Source organism: Microbacterium sp. NPDC059771 (genome assembly GCF_042732495.1).
Classification (GTDB): Bacteria; Actinomycetota; Actinomycetes; order Actinomycetales; family Microbacteriaceae; genus Microbacterium; species Microbacterium sufflavum.
The window spans coordinates 1,130,816-1,146,389 of the sequence record NZ_JBHWHK010000001.1 but is presented as its reverse complement, the minus strand read 5'-3'; the positions used below and the strand labels follow the sequence as shown (position 1 = coordinate 1,146,389).

16 protein-coding genes are annotated in these 15,574 nt (G+C 72.2%); 4 read left to right on the top strand and 12 right to left on the bottom strand.

Annotated elements, in window-relative coordinates:
* From ACFV3I_RS05495 to ACFV3I_RS05480, 4 genes are read right to left on the bottom strand one after another with little or no spacing between them, the layout of a single operon-like run.
* Window positions 1-1,521 (bottom strand): glycoside hydrolase family 3 protein, encoded by a 1,521-nt coding sequence (locus tag ACFV3I_RS05495; protein WP_206251719.1) that lies wholly within the window; start codon window positions 1,519-1,521, stop codon window positions 1-3.
* The gene (locus ACFV3I_RS05490; protein WP_136032291.1) at window positions 1,518-2,351 is read right to left on the bottom strand and encodes a carbohydrate ABC transporter permease; all 834 of its coding nucleotides are present in this window, start codon (window positions 2,349-2,351) and stop codon (window positions 1,518-1,520) included. Before ACFV3I_RS05490 ends, ACFV3I_RS05495 begins: the two co-directional genes overlap by 4 nt.
* Entirely contained in the window at window positions 2,348-3,322 is a 975-nt protein-coding gene (locus ACFV3I_RS05485) for a carbohydrate ABC transporter permease (protein ID WP_136032289.1), read from the bottom strand. Before ACFV3I_RS05485 ends, ACFV3I_RS05490 begins: the two co-directional genes overlap by 4 nt.
* 15 nt (window positions 3,323-3,337) lie before the next feature.
* Complete coding sequence (locus tag ACFV3I_RS05480) at window positions 3,338-4,627, bottom strand: sugar ABC transporter substrate-binding protein (protein WP_378822500.1); 1,290 nt, start codon at window positions 4,625-4,627, stop codon at window positions 3,338-3,340.
* Between the two features lie 151 nt (window positions 4,628-4,778).
* On the opposite strand from ACFV3I_RS05480, the gene ACFV3I_RS05475 reads away from it, so the two are divergent.
* The 4 genes from ACFV3I_RS05475 to ACFV3I_RS05460 all read left to right on the top strand — a co-directional run bounded on the left by ACFV3I_RS05475 (window position 4,779) and on the right by ACFV3I_RS05460 (window position 8,070).
* Window positions 4,779-6,038 carry an LCP family protein gene (locus ACFV3I_RS05475; RefSeq protein ID WP_136036356.1) on the top strand — a complete coding sequence of 420 codons (1,260 nt, stop codon included), beginning with the start codon at window positions 4,779-4,781 and terminating at the stop codon, window positions 6,036-6,038.
* 29 nt (window positions 6,039-6,067) lie between these two features.
* Complete coding sequence (locus ACFV3I_RS05470) at window positions 6,068-6,928, top strand: spermidine synthase (protein WP_136032281.1); 861 nt, start codon at window positions 6,068-6,070, stop codon at window positions 6,926-6,928.
* A gap of 82 nt (window positions 6,929-7,010) precedes the next feature.
* On the top strand, window positions 7,011-7,538 hold the full coding sequence (locus tag ACFV3I_RS05465) for a hypothetical protein (RefSeq protein ID WP_136032279.1): 528 nt from the start codon (window positions 7,011-7,013) through the stop codon (window positions 7,536-7,538).
* 43 nt (window positions 7,539-7,581) lie between these two features.
* Window positions 7,582-8,070 carry a SprT-like domain-containing protein gene (locus tag ACFV3I_RS05460; RefSeq protein ID WP_136032277.1) on the top strand — a complete coding sequence of 163 codons (489 nt, stop codon included), beginning with the start codon at window positions 7,582-7,584 and terminating at the stop codon, window positions 8,068-8,070.
* Between the two features lie 44 nt (window positions 8,071-8,114).
* Here ACFV3I_RS05460 and ACFV3I_RS05455 read toward each other — a convergent pair whose 3' ends face one another.
* The 8 genes from ACFV3I_RS05455 to ACFV3I_RS05420 form a co-directional block, all read right to left on the bottom strand.
* A complete protein-coding gene (locus tag ACFV3I_RS05455; RefSeq protein ID WP_378803414.1) occupies window positions 8,115-8,636 on the bottom strand; it encodes a DUF3054 family protein in 522 nt (173 codons plus the stop codon).
* Window positions 8,637-8,713: 77 nt separating this feature from the next.
* Window positions 8,714-9,373 carry a 2-phosphosulfolactate phosphatase gene (locus tag ACFV3I_RS05450; RefSeq protein ID WP_378803413.1) on the bottom strand — a complete coding sequence of 220 codons (660 nt, stop codon included), beginning with the start codon at window positions 9,371-9,373 and terminating at the stop codon, window positions 8,714-8,716.
* An 18-nt stretch (window positions 9,374-9,391) separates the two neighbouring features.
* The gene (locus tag ACFV3I_RS05445; RefSeq protein ID WP_247638390.1) at window positions 9,392-10,852 is read right to left on the bottom strand and encodes an ABC transporter permease; all 1,461 of its coding nucleotides are present in this window, start codon (window positions 10,850-10,852) and stop codon (window positions 9,392-9,394) included.
* A complete protein-coding gene (locus ACFV3I_RS05440; protein ID WP_247638389.1) occupies window positions 10,849-11,610 on the bottom strand; it encodes an ABC transporter ATP-binding protein in 762 nt (253 codons plus the stop codon). Before ACFV3I_RS05440 ends, ACFV3I_RS05445 begins: the two co-directional genes overlap by 4 nt.
* A gap of 97 nt (window positions 11,611-11,707) precedes the next feature.
* Window positions 11,708-12,343 carry a response regulator transcription factor gene (locus ACFV3I_RS05435; protein WP_136029771.1) on the bottom strand — a complete coding sequence of 212 codons (636 nt, stop codon included), beginning with the start codon at window positions 12,341-12,343 and terminating at the stop codon, window positions 11,708-11,710.
* A complete protein-coding gene (locus ACFV3I_RS05430; RefSeq protein ID WP_136037167.1) occupies window positions 12,340-13,521 on the bottom strand; it encodes a sensor histidine kinase in 1,182 nt (393 codons plus the stop codon). The genes ACFV3I_RS05435 and ACFV3I_RS05430 overlap by 4 nt, the downstream gene beginning before the upstream one ends.
* A gap of 58 nt (window positions 13,522-13,579) precedes the next feature.
* The gene (locus ACFV3I_RS05425) at window positions 13,580-14,371 is read right to left on the bottom strand and encodes a class I SAM-dependent methyltransferase (protein WP_247981275.1); all 792 of its coding nucleotides are present in this window, start codon (window positions 14,369-14,371) and stop codon (window positions 13,580-13,582) included.
* A gap of 37 nt (window positions 14,372-14,408) precedes the next feature.
* Window positions 14,409-15,563: an AMP-binding protein gene (locus ACFV3I_RS05420; RefSeq protein WP_205814424.1), complete on the bottom strand. Its 1,155-nt coding sequence runs from the start codon at window positions 15,561-15,563 to the stop codon at window positions 14,409-14,411.
* Between the last annotated feature and the right edge of the window lie 11 nt (window positions 15,564-15,574).

Here is a 15,574-nt window from a genome sequence, read left to right as displayed (position 1 = left end):
TCAACCGGCGGTGGTCGACCTCTGCCGTAGCGGGAAGCGACCCAGGAGTGCCTCCCGTGCGGTCTGCGCCCCGAGCCTGCTGGCCGCCCCGACCTCGACGGTCGGCAGGGGAAGCGGGGTGCGGGCGGGCAGCCCCACGTTCACCACGACCGCGTGCGGGTCGCGGGCGGCGGTGCGTTCCACGAGAGCGCGCTGTGCCGGCTCCGCGTCTGGCCGGTCCACCAGCACCACCGTGGTGCCCGGGGCCGCGACGACCTCGGCGATCACGTCGTCCTGCTCCGTCACGGGACGCGCGGCGACATCGAGCCGGACGCGCACACCGTCGCCCGCGAGGGCGCTGGCCACGTACGACGCGGCGCTGTCGACGGCGAGGGTCGAGCGACGGCGGGCGTCGATCACCGCGAGCGCCTCGGCCGACTCCGGCGCCGCGCCCACGAGGGTCACCGCGCGCCGGGCGATGTCCTGCGCGTCGAAGCCGTCCACGGGCTGCTGCCCGGCGTGCTCGCGGGCGGCCTGCGCCTGCAGCTTCGCGGCGAGGGCGGCCACGCGTCCCGCGGCCTCCTCCACGCGCTCGCGCGACAGCGAGCCGTCGCGCAGCGCAGCCACGATCCCGTCGCGCGCAGCACGGAAGTCGCGCAGATCCTGGTCGGGCAGCGCCGCCTCGCCGGGGTTGGTCGGATTGCCGATGCACAGCAGGTCGACGCCGGCGGCGAGGGCACGTGCCGCGCCGCCGCCGAGCCCGACGGTCTCGCGGATCGCGGCCATGTCGAGCGCGTCGGTGATGATCACGCCGTCGAAGCCCCAGTCGCGCAGGATGCCGAGCACGCGCGGGTTGAGGGTCGCCGGAGCGTCGCCCCACCCGGGAACCACGATGTGCGCGGTCATGACGGCGTCGACGCCCGCCTCCACCGCGGCACGGAACGGCTCCAGGTGCTCGCGCTCGTACTCGTCGAGGTCGAGGTCGATCCGGGGCAGCGCATGGTGCGAGTCGACGTGGGTGTCGCCGTGACCCGGGAAGTGCTTCACGCACGCCGCCGCCCCGCCGTCCTGGATGCCGTCGAGCATCGCGACCGCGTGGCGCGACACGAGCTCCGTGTCCGCGCCGAAGGACCGCACGCCGATGACCGGGTTGCGATGATCGGTGTTGACGTCGGCGACCGGGCCGAGCACGACGTTCCCGCCCACCGCCCGCACGCGGCGGGCGAGCTCCGCACCGGTGCGCTCCGAGGCGACGAGATCGTCGAGCGTGCCGAGCTGCGCCGCGCCGGGGAGCGTGGAACCGGTGGCCGACTCCAGGCGCGTGACGCTGCCGCCCTCCTCGTCGACGCCGATCAGCGCCGCGGGGTTCGCGTCGAGGATCTGGGCGCTCAGCGCCGGCAGCCCCTCTCCGACGTTCTGCCCGAAGTACACGACACCGGCCAGTCCATCGCGCAGCTCATCGAGAAGCCACGCGGGCGCCTCCGTACCGAGGAAGCCCGGCCACAGCACGCCGTTCGCCAGGCGCTCCAGCTCGTCGGTCATCCCTTCACCGCCCCGGCGACCATGCCGGCGGAGAGCCGACGCTGCACGATCACGAAGAAGATCATGACCGGCACGGTGATGATGGTCGATGCGGCCATGATGCTGCCCCAGTCGTTGGAGTAGAGGCCGAAGAACGACTTGAGGCCGATCGACACCGTGTACTGGTCGGTCTGGGCACCGAGGATCGTCATCGCGAAGATGAACTCGTTCCAGGCGGTGATGAAGCTGAAGATGCTGGTCGCGACGAGACCCGGCATCACGAGCGGCAGCAGCACCGAGCGGAACATGCGCCACCAGCTGGCGCCGTCGATGTACGCGGCCTCCTCCAGCTCGACGGGCACGGCGGCGACGAAGCCGCGCAGCATCCAGATTCCGAACGCGAGCGACAGCGCCACGTACACCACCATCAGACCGATGATGCTGTTGAGCAGGCCGAGGCTCTTCACCTGGAGGAACAGCGGGATCACGAGCGCCTCGAGCGGCACCATCTGCACGACGAGGATCATCATGAGGATCGTGGTGCGGAACTTGAAGCGGAAGCGCGCGACGGCGACCGCCGCGAGCAGGCACACCAGCGCGCTGACGAGCACCGTGACGAGCGCGACGATGGCGGAGTTGCGCAGGTAGGTGCCGAAGCCGCCCTCGGTGAGCACGAACGCGAAGTTGTCGAACGTGAACTCCTGCGGCAGGAGCGACTGCCCACCGCTGGAGGCCTTGCCGTCGAGTGCGCTGGAGACCATCCAGTACACGGGGAACAGCGTGAAGATCAGGACGGCGGCGACGCCGATCCCGAGACCGATGCGCGAGCGGAGCCGGGGGCGCGGGTTCACAGCTCGTCCTCCTTCATGAGCGACCGGATGTACACGATCGTGATGCCGATCAGGACGAGGGTGAGCAGCACCGCGAGTGCGGCGCCGAAGCCGTAGCGGTTCTGCCCGAACGACTCCACGTACGACCACACGCCCAGGTTCAGCACCTGGCGGTTGCCGCCGCTGCCGCCGGGCATCAGGTAGACCTGCGCGAAGACCTTGAAGTCCCAGATGGTCGACAGGATGATGACGACCGAGAACACGGGCTTGAGCGTGGGGAAGATGATCTTCCAGAACCGGCGCCACGCACCGGCGCCGTCGAGGGCCGCGGCCTCCAGCATCTCCTTCGAGACGCCGAGGAGCCCGGCGAGGACCGTGATCGCCACGAACGGGAAGCCGTGGTGGACGACGTTGAGCAGCACGATCGCGTAGAACGACCACTGGTTGGTGAACCAGTTGACCTGGCCGTCGATGAGGCCGAGGTCCTGGAGCACCGAGTTGAAGATGCCGCGGTCGGCATCGAAGATGAACGTCCAGACGTAGGTGCCGGTCACGGCGGGCATCGCCCACGCGACCATGATGCAGCTGGACACGATGGTGCGCCACACGGTGCCGAGGCGCGCGAGCAGCAGCGCGACCAGGGTCCCGAGTGCGACGGTGGTGAACACCGCGACGGCCGCGAAGCCGACCGTGTTGGGGAGCACCACCGTCCACAGGGTCGGGTTGGTGAGCGCCTCGACGTAGTTGTCCAGGCCGATCCAGTTGTTCTCGCCGGTGTTGATCTCGCGCAGTCCGTAGTCCTGCAGCGAGTAGATGAACACCTGGACGAGCGGCCAGAGCATGAGCACCGCGAGGATGATCAGCCCGGGCGCGAGGAGAAGCCAGGGACGGGCCGTGACGAGCGAGAGTCCTCGCTTCTTCCGGCCGCCGGCCACGGAGGCGGAGGTGGACTCCGCCTTCGTGGCCGGCAGTGGCGCTTGCACCATCGACATGGAAGGAGTGGTTCCTTACTGGTTGAGCAGTTCGGTCATCTCCGCAGCGGCGTCCTTCGTCGCGGTCGCGACGTCCTTCTGCCCGCTGAGGATGGCCTGGATCATGGCGTTGGTCGTCTTCTTCGCCTGCACGGCGCCGAAGTTCGGGGTGACCGGGACGGACGCGCCGCCGTCGACCATCTGCTCCGCGAACGGGGCGACGAGCGGGTCGGTCGAGGCGAGGGCCTCTTCCATCGCGGACTGCACGCCCGGGAAGTAGCCGGTCTCGTCCGACCACTGCTCGGCGAACTTGCCGGTGGTCATGAGCTTGACGAACTCCCACGCCAGGTCGGCGTTCTTGGTGGTGTTGAAGATCGACAGGTGCGAGCCGCCGAGCACGGACGGGGCGATGCCGCCGGCCTGGCCGGGGATGACCGCGGCGCCGATCTTGCCCTCGAGCTCGGGGTTGGCCTCGACGAGCGCGTTCGGGGTCCACGATCCGGAGAGCATCATGGCGACGTTGCCCTGCGTGAACGCGTCACGGAGGTCGGTCTCCTTCCAGGTGGTGGCACCCGCGGAGGAGAAGCCGTGCTCGGTGGCCAGGCCCGTGTAGAACTCGATGCCGGCCTGCGACTCGGCGCTGTCCAGCTCGCTCGTCCAGGTGTCGCCGTCCTTCGTGGCGATCTCGCCGCCGGCGCCCCAGACCCAGGGGTAGACCTGGAACTCGGCGTCGCCCGCGACCGGGAAGGGCAGCATGTCGGGCTTGGCGGCCTTGATGGCCTCGCCCGCGGTGACGATGTCGTCCCACGTCTTCGGAGCCTCGAGCCCGAGCTCCTCGAAGACATCGGTGCGGTAGACGATCGAGCGGACGCCGGCGTACCACGGCATGCCGTAGAGCTCGTCGTCGTACGTGCCCGCGACCGAGAGGCCCTCGACCAGGTCGTCGCGCAGGCCCTTCTCGCCGTCGACGTACTCGTCGATCGGGAGGAGCGCGCCGGCGTCGGCGAACTCGGCGGTCCAGGTGGTGCCGGTCTCGGCGATGTCGGGGGTGGTGCCGCCGGCGATCGAGGTGACGAAGCGGTCGTGGGCGTCGGCCCACTGGATCTCCTCGATCTTGACGGTCGCGCCGGTCTCCTCCTCGAAGGCCTCGGAGACCTTGTCGTAGAACGCGGTCGCGTCGGGGTTGGTCCCCTTCATGATCCAGACGGTGAGCTCCTTGCCCTCACCGTCGGCCGAGCCGTTGTCGCCACTGCCGCCGGCACAGCCGGCCAGGGCGATCGTGGCGGCGGCGCCGAGCGCCACTGCCGGAAGAATGCGCTTGTGCATGAAGGGATCTCCTCTTTGAAAAAGTCCAGGTAGGCATCGGGTGCAGACCGGGGGATAGGAAAAAGTATCCACGACTAACTAATTCCCTGCAAGTTCCTCCCAGAATCGTCACACCCCCGTAACATCGGGCTCCGCCGGTAGGCTCGCGCCTATGCCACGCCGCGGACACGACGCCGATCGCCCGACCATCGCCCGCCACGCCCCGCAGCGCACGCGCAGCACCGCCGGACGGGTCTTCCGGCTCCTCGGCATCTCCCTCGCCGTCGTGCTGGTCTCCGTCATCGGCGTCGGCACGTTCCTGATCGTCGACCTGTTCGCCCGCATCGGCGACGACGCCGTGGTGCTGGAGGGAGCCCCCGAGGTCGACCCGCCCACCATCGGCGCCTACCCCGCCGACAAGTCCTTCAGCATCCTGATCGCCGGGACGGACGAGTGCGGAGAGCGCGCGACCGCGCTGTTCGCGGAGCGGTGCGAAGAGGCCGACGGACTCCGCCGCAACGACGTCACCCTCCTCGTGCACGTCTCGGCCGAGCCCCGCAACGTCACGGTCGTCTCGCTCCCCCGCGACCTCGGCGTCGAGGTGCCGGAGTGCACCCGGCCCGACGGCTCCGTCGCGTCGGCCATGCAGAAGGCGCGCATGAACTCCCTGTTCGAGCACGCCGGGCTCTCGTGCGTCGCGAAGACCGTCAGCACGCTCGGCGACATCCCGATCGAGTTCGCCGCCGCCATCAGCTTCGACGGCGTGATGGCCGTGACCGACGCGATCGGCGGCGTCGAGGTGTGCATCGCGGGAGAGGGCATCCGCGACCGGCACACGGGCATCGACTGGCCGGCGGGCATGCGCACCGTGTCGGGCGTCGAGGCACTGCAGTTCATCCGCACCAGGCACGGCGTGGGCGACGAGAGCGACCTGGCACGCATCTCCAACCAGCAGCAGTACATGTCGCGCCTCGCGAAGAAGGTGCTCAGCGAGGAGACGCTCACCGATGTGCCGAAGGTGCTGCGCATCGCGAACGCCGTGGCCGACAACATCGACCCCAGCGAATCGCTCAACGACCCGCTCCGGCTCGCGCAGCTCGCGCTCGCCCTGAAGGACGTGAAGTTCAGCGACTTCGTCTTCGTGCAGTACCCCAACGTGGTCGACCCCGACGACGACGACCGCGTGGTGCCCAACGAGGCCGCGGCCGAACAGCTGTGGGCGGCCATCAAGTCCGGACAGCCGCTGCAGCTGACCGGCGACGTGGCGACCCGCCGCGGCGTGGAGCTCGTGACACCGGCGCCGGGCGAGACCGACGGCACCGCCGCGACCCCCGCGCCGACCGAGACGCCCGACGCGCGGGCCACCCTGCCCCCGGACGTCTCCGGTCAGACGCTCGAGCAGGAGACGTGCGCGGTCGGCAACCAGCGCTGAGCGGTCGGCGCAGCGCGTAGGCTCGGAGCATGGGCCGGACGCGCGCGCGAGACACCGAGCACCCGCAGACCCGGCTCGATCACGGCGGCATCGCCCGCATCGTCCCCTCCGAGTTCACGAGCGGCTTCGAGCTCATCGTCGACGACACCCCGCAGTCGCACGTCGACCTCGACGACCCGACCCACCTGCACTTCGAGTACATCGTGCGGATGGGCGCCGTGATCGACCAGCTGCCCGCCGGTCCGCTCACCGCCGTGCACCTCGGTGCCGGCGCGCTCACGATCCCCCGCTACATCGAGGCCACGCGACCCGGCTCGCGCCAGCAGGTGATCGAGCTGGAGGCACCGCTCGTGCAGCTCGTCCGGGAGCACCTCCCCCTCCCGAAGGGCGCGGCCATCCGGCTGCGCATCGGCGACGCACGGGAGGGTGTGGGGCGCCTGCCCGCCGCACTGCACCACGCCTGCGACCTCGTGGTGTCGGACGTGTACTCCGGCGCGCAGACGCCCGCCCATCTCACGAGCGTCGAGTTCTACCGCGAGCTCTCCGGGCTGCTCGCCCCCGGTGGCGTGCTGCTGGTGAACGTCGCGGACGGACCGGGGCTCGCGTTCGCCCGGCGCCAGGCCGCGACCATCGCCGCCGTGCTGCCCGAGCTCGGCATCCTCGCCGACACGCAGGTGCTCAAGGGACGGCGATTCGGCAACCTCGTGCTCGCGGCATCCGCCGCGCCGCTGCCCACCGAGTGGCTGCCGCGACTGCTCGCGGCCGGACCCCACCCCGCCAAGATCGCCCAGGGCGCGGAGGCGGAGGCGTTCCTCCAGGGAGCTCGCGTCGTGACGGACGCGGACGCCGTCGCGTCGCCCCGCCCTGACGCATCGCTGTTCCTGCGCTGACCAGGGCGCGCCGCCTTCGAGACCGCGCAGACGCCAGGCACACTGGACGGGGACGCGGCGGGGACGCATCAGAAGGAGAGCAATGAGTTTGATCCGGGGTTACGACCGGGAGACCCTCCGCGAACTGGTCGATCTCGACGAGTGCGCTGCCCGCCTGACCGAGATCGAGGAGCAGCGCTCCCTGCCCGCACTGCTCGAGCGCGTGTGGCTGCTGAAGGTGCTCGACCGTCTCGACGAGGCGCTCGTGCTCGCCGAGGAGACCGTGCGCCAGGCGCGGATGGCCGGAACCCGCCGGGACGTGCTGCGCGCCCGCGTGCTGCACGCCACGATCCTGCAGTACCGCGGCGCCCATGCGGCCGCCGAGCAGGAGCTGGCCACGTGCGCCTCCGAGGCCGAGGGGCAGCGCTGGCTGTCGATCGCCGCGTTCGCCTACCAGCACCACGGCAAGAACGCCTACGAGGCCGGCGACTTCGACACCGCGCGGGAGAGCTTCAAGCAGTCGCTGTTCCTGCGGCGCGAGTCGGGCGCGGCCGACAGCGAGCTGGAGACCGTGCTGCTGGCGATCGAGGCCGCCGAACGGCACCGACCGTCGCAGCTCATCGCGGGCTGAGCCGAAGCACCCCGATGTCCCCGCCGTGGATTACCCTGAGCCCATGGCGGAACTGACCCGAGTGCGCGTCTGGGGCGAGGCACTGATCCGGCTGCACCTCGACGACAGCTGGACGTTCGACTTCGACCATGCCAAGCGCCGTGCCGGGCAGTGCGACTACACGAACAAGCGCATCACGGTATCGCGCTACCTCGCCGCCCGCTTCGAGGACGACGAGATCCACCAGGTCCTGCTGCACGAGGTGGCCCATGCGCTCGCGGGTCACGCGGCGGCGCACGGCCCCGCGTGGAAACGCGTCGCCGCCGACCTCGGCTACGTCGGCGGCACCACCCACCACGGCGAGACCGCGGTCGAGCTGGCGCCGTGGGTGGGGCACTGCCCCGCGGGGCACGTGACCTATCGCCACCGCCGCCCGACGCGGGCCACCTCGTGCGCCCGGTGCTCGCGCACGTTCGACTCCCGGCACCTCTTCGCCTGGACACGCCGCGAGATCACCACGGACGCCCGACTCGCGGCGCAGCTGCCGCGCTGACGACGCCCGCGGCTCCGCGCAGTCGCCGTCCGCCGCGAGCCGGCTCAGGCGGGATCGGGGTCGCGCGACTCCGGCGCCTCGGCGGGATCGTCCGCCGCCGACGCCTCCGGGGCACGCGTGGCCGCCGCACCCGGTTCCGGCACGGCCGCGGGGAACGCCGCCGCCGACGGGCGGGTCTGCGGCGCGGAGGCCGAGCCCCGGTCGGACGACGCGCGCAGGCGCCGCACCAGCGCCGCGAGCCCCCGCCAGCCCACCAGGAACAGCCCCAGCACGATCGACGCGACAACGATGAAGGGCACCTCGGCCGTGTCGCCGCTCAGCACTCGCAGCAGCATGCCGCCCGCGACCGTGACGACCCACACGACGGCACCCCACGCCAGCGACCACGGTCGCCGCGGTCGTGCCGGGAGCAGCAGCGCCACCGCGTACCCGACCAGCAGCGCGACCAGGAAGGGCCAGGCGGTGAGGAGGAACCCGGCCGGGTCTTCTTGATGGGATGCCCGCCCGATCGCGGCGAAGACCAGGACGAGCACGGCGTCGACGATGAGAGCGGGGAGGTATCTCATGCCCCGACCCTACGCCGCGCCACCGTCATCGGCTCGTCGGCGCGGCGGTCCGCCGTGTGACCGGTGGCACCGCGCGCTCAGGTGTGGCGGACGAACCGCCCATCGCGCAGCACCGGCACCGCGTCGATCGCATCCAGTGCCGCAGCCTCGACGGGGGCGAGGGGGGTGAGCCCCGCAGCGGTCAGGCGCTCCGTGGCCGCGACCCCCGCCGCGAGCTCGCGCGCGGAGCCGGTGGCCCCCACCAGGTGCCGCAGCGCCCGCCGCAGCGCCCGGAAACCCTCGGCGGCGACGGCCGCATCGGGTGCCGTGTGGTCGATGCCGCGGTCGGTGAGCGCCGCCGCGATCGCTCCGGCCCCCAGCAGGTCCTCCGCGGCGAAGCGCAGCTCCCCTGCCTCGTCGAGCTCTCCCGCCGGGATGATCGCGACCGAGGTGCGGCCCTGACGACGCTCCTGCTCCGCCTGCACCGCTGCGGCCACGGCCCGGGCGTTGCGCAGCGAGCCGAGCAGCACCGTGGCCTCGGCCGGAGCAGCGGCCGCCACCGCCGCCCCGTTGCGCGACCACTCGAGCGCTCCGGCCAGCGGGACCTCGGCGCCCTCCGCGACAGCCTCCGCCACGACGGACGAGAACCGCAGCACGTCGACCACCACGATCACGTCGGACGGCGCGAGCCGCCGGAGCCCGGCGACCCCCCAGTCGAGGCGGACCTGATACGTGGACTGATCGAACGGCGACGGCACCCGTCCAGCCTAGGGGCGTCAGTCCGCGGCGAGCGCCTCGACCGGTGCCACGCGCGTCGCGAGGCGCGTGGGCGTCGCGGCCGCCACGAGCGTGAGGACCGCGGTCGCCGCGACGATGATCACGACCGGCAGCCACGGCACCTGCGGGGCGACGAGGCCGGCCGGGGTGAACTCCGGCAGCGTGGGCACCGAGCCGAGCAGCGACTGCGCCGCGATCCAGCCGTAGGCCACGCCGAGCACGAGCCCGGTGAGGGTCGCGGCGACCGTGATGTGCGTCGCCTCCAGCAGCACCAAGCGGCGCACCTGTCCGTTGGAGAGGCCGATCGACCGCAGCAGCCCCAGCTCACGCCGACGCTGCACGACCCCGATCGTGAGCAGGTTGACCAGGCCGACCGCGGCGATCACCGCCGACACCGCCACGAGCACCATCATGATGGCCGCGAAGGCGTCGAACGGCGCGAAGAACTCCGGCGGGATCTCCTCGGTGGTCTGGCTCATCATGAGGCGCTTCGCGGACTCGAGAGCCACGGCGAACATGGTCACGAGGGTCACGCCCATCACGACGCCGATCGCCATGCGCGACGAGCGCTCCGGGTAGCGGAGGGCGTTCTCGGCCGCGAGCCGTGCGGTCGCGCTCGATCCGAACAGCCGACCGACGAGCCGCAGCACGGGCGGCATGAACAGCACCGACCCGAGCGCGAGCCCGGTGAACGACAGGATGCCGCCGAAGAACGCCACGACCACGCCGAGCGGGGTCACGAGCCCGAGGATCACGCCGCCGGCGAGCAGCGCGGCACCCGAGATCAGCAGCACCCACGCCCCCACGTGGCGCCCCGTCCGGCCCGAGACCTCATCGTGCGTGCGCTCGACCGCTCCGCCGAGCGCCTGCAACGGCGTGACAGCGAGCACGCGGCGCGACCCCACCCACGCGGCCGCCCACGTCGTGAGCGCGACGCCGATCGCCGGGAGTGCGAGCGCGGGCTGCGCGAGCGTGAAGTCCGTCGGGGCGTTGGCGACGAACCGTCCCCCGATCTCGACGGCCGCCGCGGAGAGCGCGAGACCGGCGAGGAGCCCGATGGCGGCACCGAGCAGACCCACCATGAGTCCCTGTCGTCCGACCTGTCCGCGCTGCGAGCGCGCCGTGGCACCGATCAGGCGCAGCAGGGCGATCTGACGGGTGCGGCCGGCGATGATGGTCGAGAACGTGTTGGCCGTGACGATCGCGGCGACGTACATGGCCACCGCCGTGAGCAGCACCGAGAGAATCGCGACGACGACGGCGAGGGTGCCGCTGTCGCCGATGAACGGGTCGGACTGGAGCACCGCGCCGATGTAGGCGGTGATCTCGACGAGGAAGACGCCGAAGGCGGCGGACAGCGCCGCGACCAGGATGCTCGCACCCATGCCGCGGTCGCGCAGCCAGCCCAGGCGAGGACCGGTCGCCCTGGTCTCCGGGACGACGGTCGCGACGGCGGTCATGCCGTCACCTCGGCGGCCAGCATGTACGCGGAGATCTGCTCGGCGGTCTGGCGGGGGTGGTCGGCGACGATGCGGCCGTCGCCCAGGTACAGCACCCGGTCGGCATGGCTCGCGGCGATCGCGTCGTGCGTGACCATCGCGATGGACTGGCCGTGCTCGCGGCTCGCGGAGGCGAGCAGGCGCAGCACCTCCCGGCCGGTCTTCGAGTCGAGGTTGCCGGTGGGCTCGTCGGCGAACACGAGGTCGGGGGCCGTGGCGAGCGCCCTGGCGATCGCGACCCGCTGCTGCTGGCCGCCCGACAGCTGGTGGGGACGGTGCGCGAGGCGCGGCCCGAGACCGAGGGTGTCGATGAGGCCGTCGATGCGGGCCCGCTCGATCGCGCTCGGCCGGCGACCGTCGAGCTCGAACGGCAGCAGGATGTTGCCGAGGGCGTCGAGCGTGGGCACCAGGTTGAACGCCTGGAAGATGAAGCCGACGCGGCGGCGCCGGAGCAGCGTGAGGTCGAGGTCGCTCAGCCCCGTGATCTCGGTGTCGCCGATCCACGCCCGGCCCTCGGTGGGGCTGTCGAGCCCGGCCATGATGTGCATGAGCGTGGACTTGCCGGAGCCGGACGGCCCCATGATCGCGGTGAACTGGCCGCGGCGGATGCCGACGCTCACGTCGTCGAGCGCGTGGACCGTGCCCTCACCGGAGCCGTAGGTCTTCTTCAGGTGCTGGACGCGGGCGGCGAGCCCGAGGTCGCTGGTCGTGATCTCCATGTCCTCGACGCTATTTCCGCCGTCCAGGGCACCGCGTCGGCCATCGGGAGCATCCCGATACATCGGAAGGATGATCTCGCGGAGGACGCGGTCGCGCTCAGGCCAGACCGTGCTCGAAAGCGAACACCACCAGCTGCACGCGGTCGCGCAGCGCCAGCTTCGTGAGGATCCGGCTGATGTGCGTCTTCACGGTCGCCTCGCTCAGGAACTCCCGCGCCGCGATCTCCGCGTTCGACAGACCCCGCGCGGCGAGCGCGAAGATCTCCCGCTCGCGCTCGGTCAGCTCGCCGTACTGCGGCGGGACGGGGCGGGGCGCCTCGGCGAAGTGCGCGAACAGCTCGCGGGTCGCCGACGCCGCGATCACGCTGGACCCCGCGTGCACCGTGCGGATCGCCGCGAGCAGGAACTCCGGATCGGCGTCTTTGAGGAGGAAGCCGCTCGCGCCCTGCCGGATCGCGCGGGCCGCGGCCTCGTCGAGGTCGAACGTGGTGAGCATCACGATCCGCGGAGGCTCCGGCCGGGCGAGGATCTCCGCGGTCGCGGTCAGGCCGTCCATCACCGGCATCCGGATGTCCATCAGCACCACGTCGGGCCGCGTCGTGGCGACCACCGCGAGCGCCTCCCTGCCGTCGCCCGCCTCCCCCACGACCTCGAGGTCGGGCTGCGAGGCCACCAGCATGCGGATCCCGGCGCGGAACAGGGCCTGGTCGTCGACGAGCACGACTCTGATCACTGGGAGGCTCCGATCGGCAGGCTGCTCTGGACGACGAACTGCGCACCACGGCGCTCGGTGTGCAGACTACCGCCGACCAGCTGCGCGCGCTCCCGCATCCCGATCAGTCCGTGCCCACCCGGTGCGGACGGCGGGGCGTCGGCCGCCACCGTGTTGCGCACCTGGATGTCCACGCGGTCGGGGAGCCAGGCCAGGTGCACGTCCACCGCCCCGTCGCCGTGCCGGATCGCGTTCGTCAGGGCCTCCTGCAGGATGCGGTAGACCGCGAGCTGGATCGCCCCCGGCGGCTCCCCCGGCGGCATCGGGTCGACCGTGACGCGCGGCTCGATACCCGCCTGGCGCACCTGCGCGAACAGCGTCTCCAGATCCGCGAGGGTGGGCTGCGGACCGTCGCCCTGGCGGTGCCGCAGCTGGGTGAGCAGCATCCGCACGTCGCTCAACGCACCGCGGGCCGTCTGGGCGATCGTGCCGAGGGCCTCGGTCGCCATCTCGGGCTTCACGGCCGCGGCGTACCGGGCCCCGTCGGCCTGCGCGATCACGACCGCGAGCGAGTGCGCCACGATGTCGTGCATGTCGCGGGCGATGCGCACGCGCTCCTGCTCCTCCGCCGCGAGCGCCTCGGCCTGCAACTGCGCCGCCCTGGTGCGCCGCGACCGCAGCACCACGCGCCACAGCAGACCGCACACCCACGCGAAGCCGAGGGCCATGATGGATGCCGCGAGCAGCAGCGTGCCGCCCGTCACGAGCTCCCACCCGGTGCCGGTGCCGAACGCGACCCCACTGACGAACACCATGTAGAGCGCCGCGATCACGCCGCCGACGATCACCGAGCCGAGGCCCCACCACAGCACGCGGCGCGACCCCCAGGCCGACGTGGCGTACAGCACCAGCAGGATCGCGAGGTCGATCGGCAGCGGCCCGAAGCCGGCGAGCATCTGGACGATCGCGCCGGCCCAGGCGCCCACGAGCGCCAGCCCGGGAGACAGCCGGCCGATCGCCACCGCGCCGAACATCAGGAGCCCGGCGACGACGACCGCCGCCACCGCGGCGCCCGCGACCGGCTCTCCGGTGACCGGCGGCGCGTAGAACACCACCGACATCGGAGTGAAGATGACGAACAGCAGCACCGCCCCGACGATGTCGAGGATGAGCGCCGTGCGGGAGAGCGGCCGGATCACTCCCCCACGCTACGCGAGCACGCCGGGCGAGACATCCGTCTGCCGATGTATCCGCCGCTCACGCCCGCGCGAGGATCTCGCCGTGCGGCACGAGGAACCAGCCGTCGCCGTCGCCCGCCCACCGCCGCCACGCCTCGCTGATGTCGCGCAGGTCGGCCGGGGTCGCCAGGCCCTCGTCCACGAGCTGCCGGGCGAGGGCGGACTCCAGGATGCGGTCGGCCCACATGCCGCCCCACCAGTCGCGCTCCTCCGGGGTCGCGTAGCACCACGTGGACGCGGTCGCGGTGACCTCGCGGAAGCCCGCCGCGCGGGCCCACGCCAGGAGCCGCCGCCCCGCGTCCGGCTCGCCCCCGTTCGCACGCGCGGCCCGGCGGTAGAGGTCGAGCCACCGGTCGAGCTCCGGCAGCACCGGGAACCACAGGAAGCCCGCGTAGTCGGCATCGCGCGCGGCGACGAGGCCGCCCGGCACGGTCACACGCCGCATCTCCCGCAGCGCCTGCACCGGATCGGCCACGTGCTGCAGCACCTGATGCGCGTGCACCACGTCGAACGTGTCGTCGGCGAAGCTCAGCGCGTGCACGTCCTCCACCGAGAAGGAGAGGTTGTCGAGGCCGCGCTGCGCCGCCAGGTCGCGCGAGAGCGACAGCGCCGACTCGTCGATCTCGGTCGCGGTGACGTGTGCGACCGCCCCGGCGAAGTCGACCGTGATGCTGCCGGGACCCGCCCCGACGTCGAGCAGTCGCGTCTGCGCGGTGAGGTGCGGGCGGAGGTACGCGGCCGAGTTGGCGATGTCGCGCACGTTGTGCGAGCGGAGGACGGATTCGTGGTGTCCGTGCGTGTACGTGGCCATGCGCCCCAGTCTGGCAGGACCGCGGGCGGGCGACGCCTCAGTGCAGTTCCGCGACCGACCGGCGGATCGCCTCGCGGTCGGGCTTCCCCGACGACAGCACCGCGAGCTCGTCGACCAGGACGAGACGCGAGGGACGGGCGTGCGCGCCGATCTCGGCCGCCACCGCCTCGCGCGCCTGCCCCAGCTGTTCCGCCTCGCTGCGCCGCAGCACCTCGCCCCGCGGCGCGACGATCACCGACGCCTCACCCCAGCGCTCGTCCGGCACCGGCACCACCACCGCCTCGTGCAGCCCCGGCACGCGCCGCACGATGCCCTCCACCCTGTCCAGCGAGATGTTGATCCCGCCCGACACGATCACGTTGTCCGCCCGGCCGTGCACCCGCACGACCCCGTCCTCCACGAGGCCGAGGTCGCCCGTGCGGTACCACCGGATGCCGTGCTCGTCGTGCAGGAAGGTGCGAGCCGTGAGCGAGCCGTCGCCCAGGTAGCCCTCCGCGAGCATGGGTCCGGCGATGCGCAACTCGCCGTCGACCACCCGCACCGCGACCGTGTCGAGCGGCACGCCGTCGTACACGCAGCCGCCGCTGGTCTCGGTCGAGCCGTAGGTGCGCACGATCCGCACGCCAAGGTCGCCCGCGCGCTCCCTGAGCGGCTCCGGCAGCGCCTGCCCGCCCACGAGGATCGCCCGGTACGCCTGCAGTGCGGCGCGCACGGCGGTGTCCTCCGCCGCGTCGAGCAGCGTGGCGATCTGGGCGGGCACGAGCGAGGTGTACAGCTCGGGAACACCCGCCGCACCCGCCGGGCGCAGCATGGCCAGCGTCGCCTCGGCAAACGACACCGGGGAGAAGCGTCCCTCGATCTGCCGCGGCTCCGTCCCGGCGAGGAGCGAGCGCACCATGACCTGGAGTCCGGCGACGTAACCGGCCGGGAGCGCGAGCAGCCACCGCCCCTCGCCGATGCGCGCGGCCGTGGCCTCGGCGCTCGCCCGCAGCGCCTCCGCGCTCAGGGCCACGCGCTTGGGGATGCCGCTCGACCCCGAGGTCGCGATGACCGCCGCTATGCCGTCCGCCACGTGCTCCGGGGCGCCGCCCAGCATGCCGAAGCCGAGCGCCGGGCCGCCGTCGAGCGCCCGCTGGAGTGCGTCCCGCAGCTGTCCCGTGTCTTCCGCATCGGTCGGGATCAGGGCGGTCATGCGTGCCTCCG

Excerpts from the sequence above, each read along its gene's own strand:
- ACFV3I_RS05495 (WP_206251719.1), bottom strand. The coding sequence starts at position 1,521 with ATGACCGACGAGCTGGAGCGCCTGGCGAACGGCGTGCTGTGGCCGGGC.
- ACFV3I_RS05445 (WP_247638390.1), bottom strand. The coding sequence starts at position 10,852 with ATGACCGCCGTCGCGACCGTCGTCCCGGAGACCAGGGCGACCGGTCCT.
- ACFV3I_RS05470 (WP_136032281.1), top strand. The coding sequence starts at position 6,068 with ATGGGCCGGACGCGCGCGCGAGACACCGAGCACCCGCAGACCCGGCTC.
- ACFV3I_RS05425 (WP_247981275.1), bottom strand. The coding sequence starts at position 14,371 with ATGGCCACGTACACGCACGGACACCACGAATCCGTCCTCCGCTCGCAC.
- ACFV3I_RS05460 (WP_136032277.1), top strand. The coding sequence starts at position 7,582 with ATGGCGGAACTGACCCGAGTGCGCGTCTGGGGCGAGGCACTGATCCGG.
- ACFV3I_RS05455 (WP_378803414.1), bottom strand. The coding sequence starts at position 8,636 with ATGAGATACCTCCCCGCTCTCATCGTCGACGCCGTGCTCGTCCTGGTC.
- ACFV3I_RS05480 (WP_378822500.1), bottom strand. The coding sequence starts at position 4,627 with ATGCACAAGCGCATTCTTCCGGCAGTGGCGCTCGGCGCCGCCGCCACG.
- ACFV3I_RS05475 (WP_136036356.1), top strand. The coding sequence starts at position 4,779 with ATGCCACGCCGCGGACACGACGCCGATCGCCCGACCATCGCCCGCCAC.
- ACFV3I_RS05485 (WP_136032289.1), bottom strand. The coding sequence starts at position 3,322 with ATGTCGATGGTGCAAGCGCCACTGCCGGCCACGAAGGCGGAGTCCACC.
- ACFV3I_RS05420 (WP_205814424.1), bottom strand. The coding sequence starts at position 15,563 with ATGACCGCCCTGATCCCGACCGATGCGGAAGACACGGGACAGCTGCGG.
- ACFV3I_RS05465 (WP_136032279.1), top strand. The coding sequence starts at position 7,011 with ATGAGTTTGATCCGGGGTTACGACCGGGAGACCCTCCGCGAACTGGTC.
- ACFV3I_RS05440 (WP_247638389.1), bottom strand. The coding sequence starts at position 11,610 with ATGGAGATCACGACCAGCGACCTCGGGCTCGCCGCCCGCGTCCAGCAC.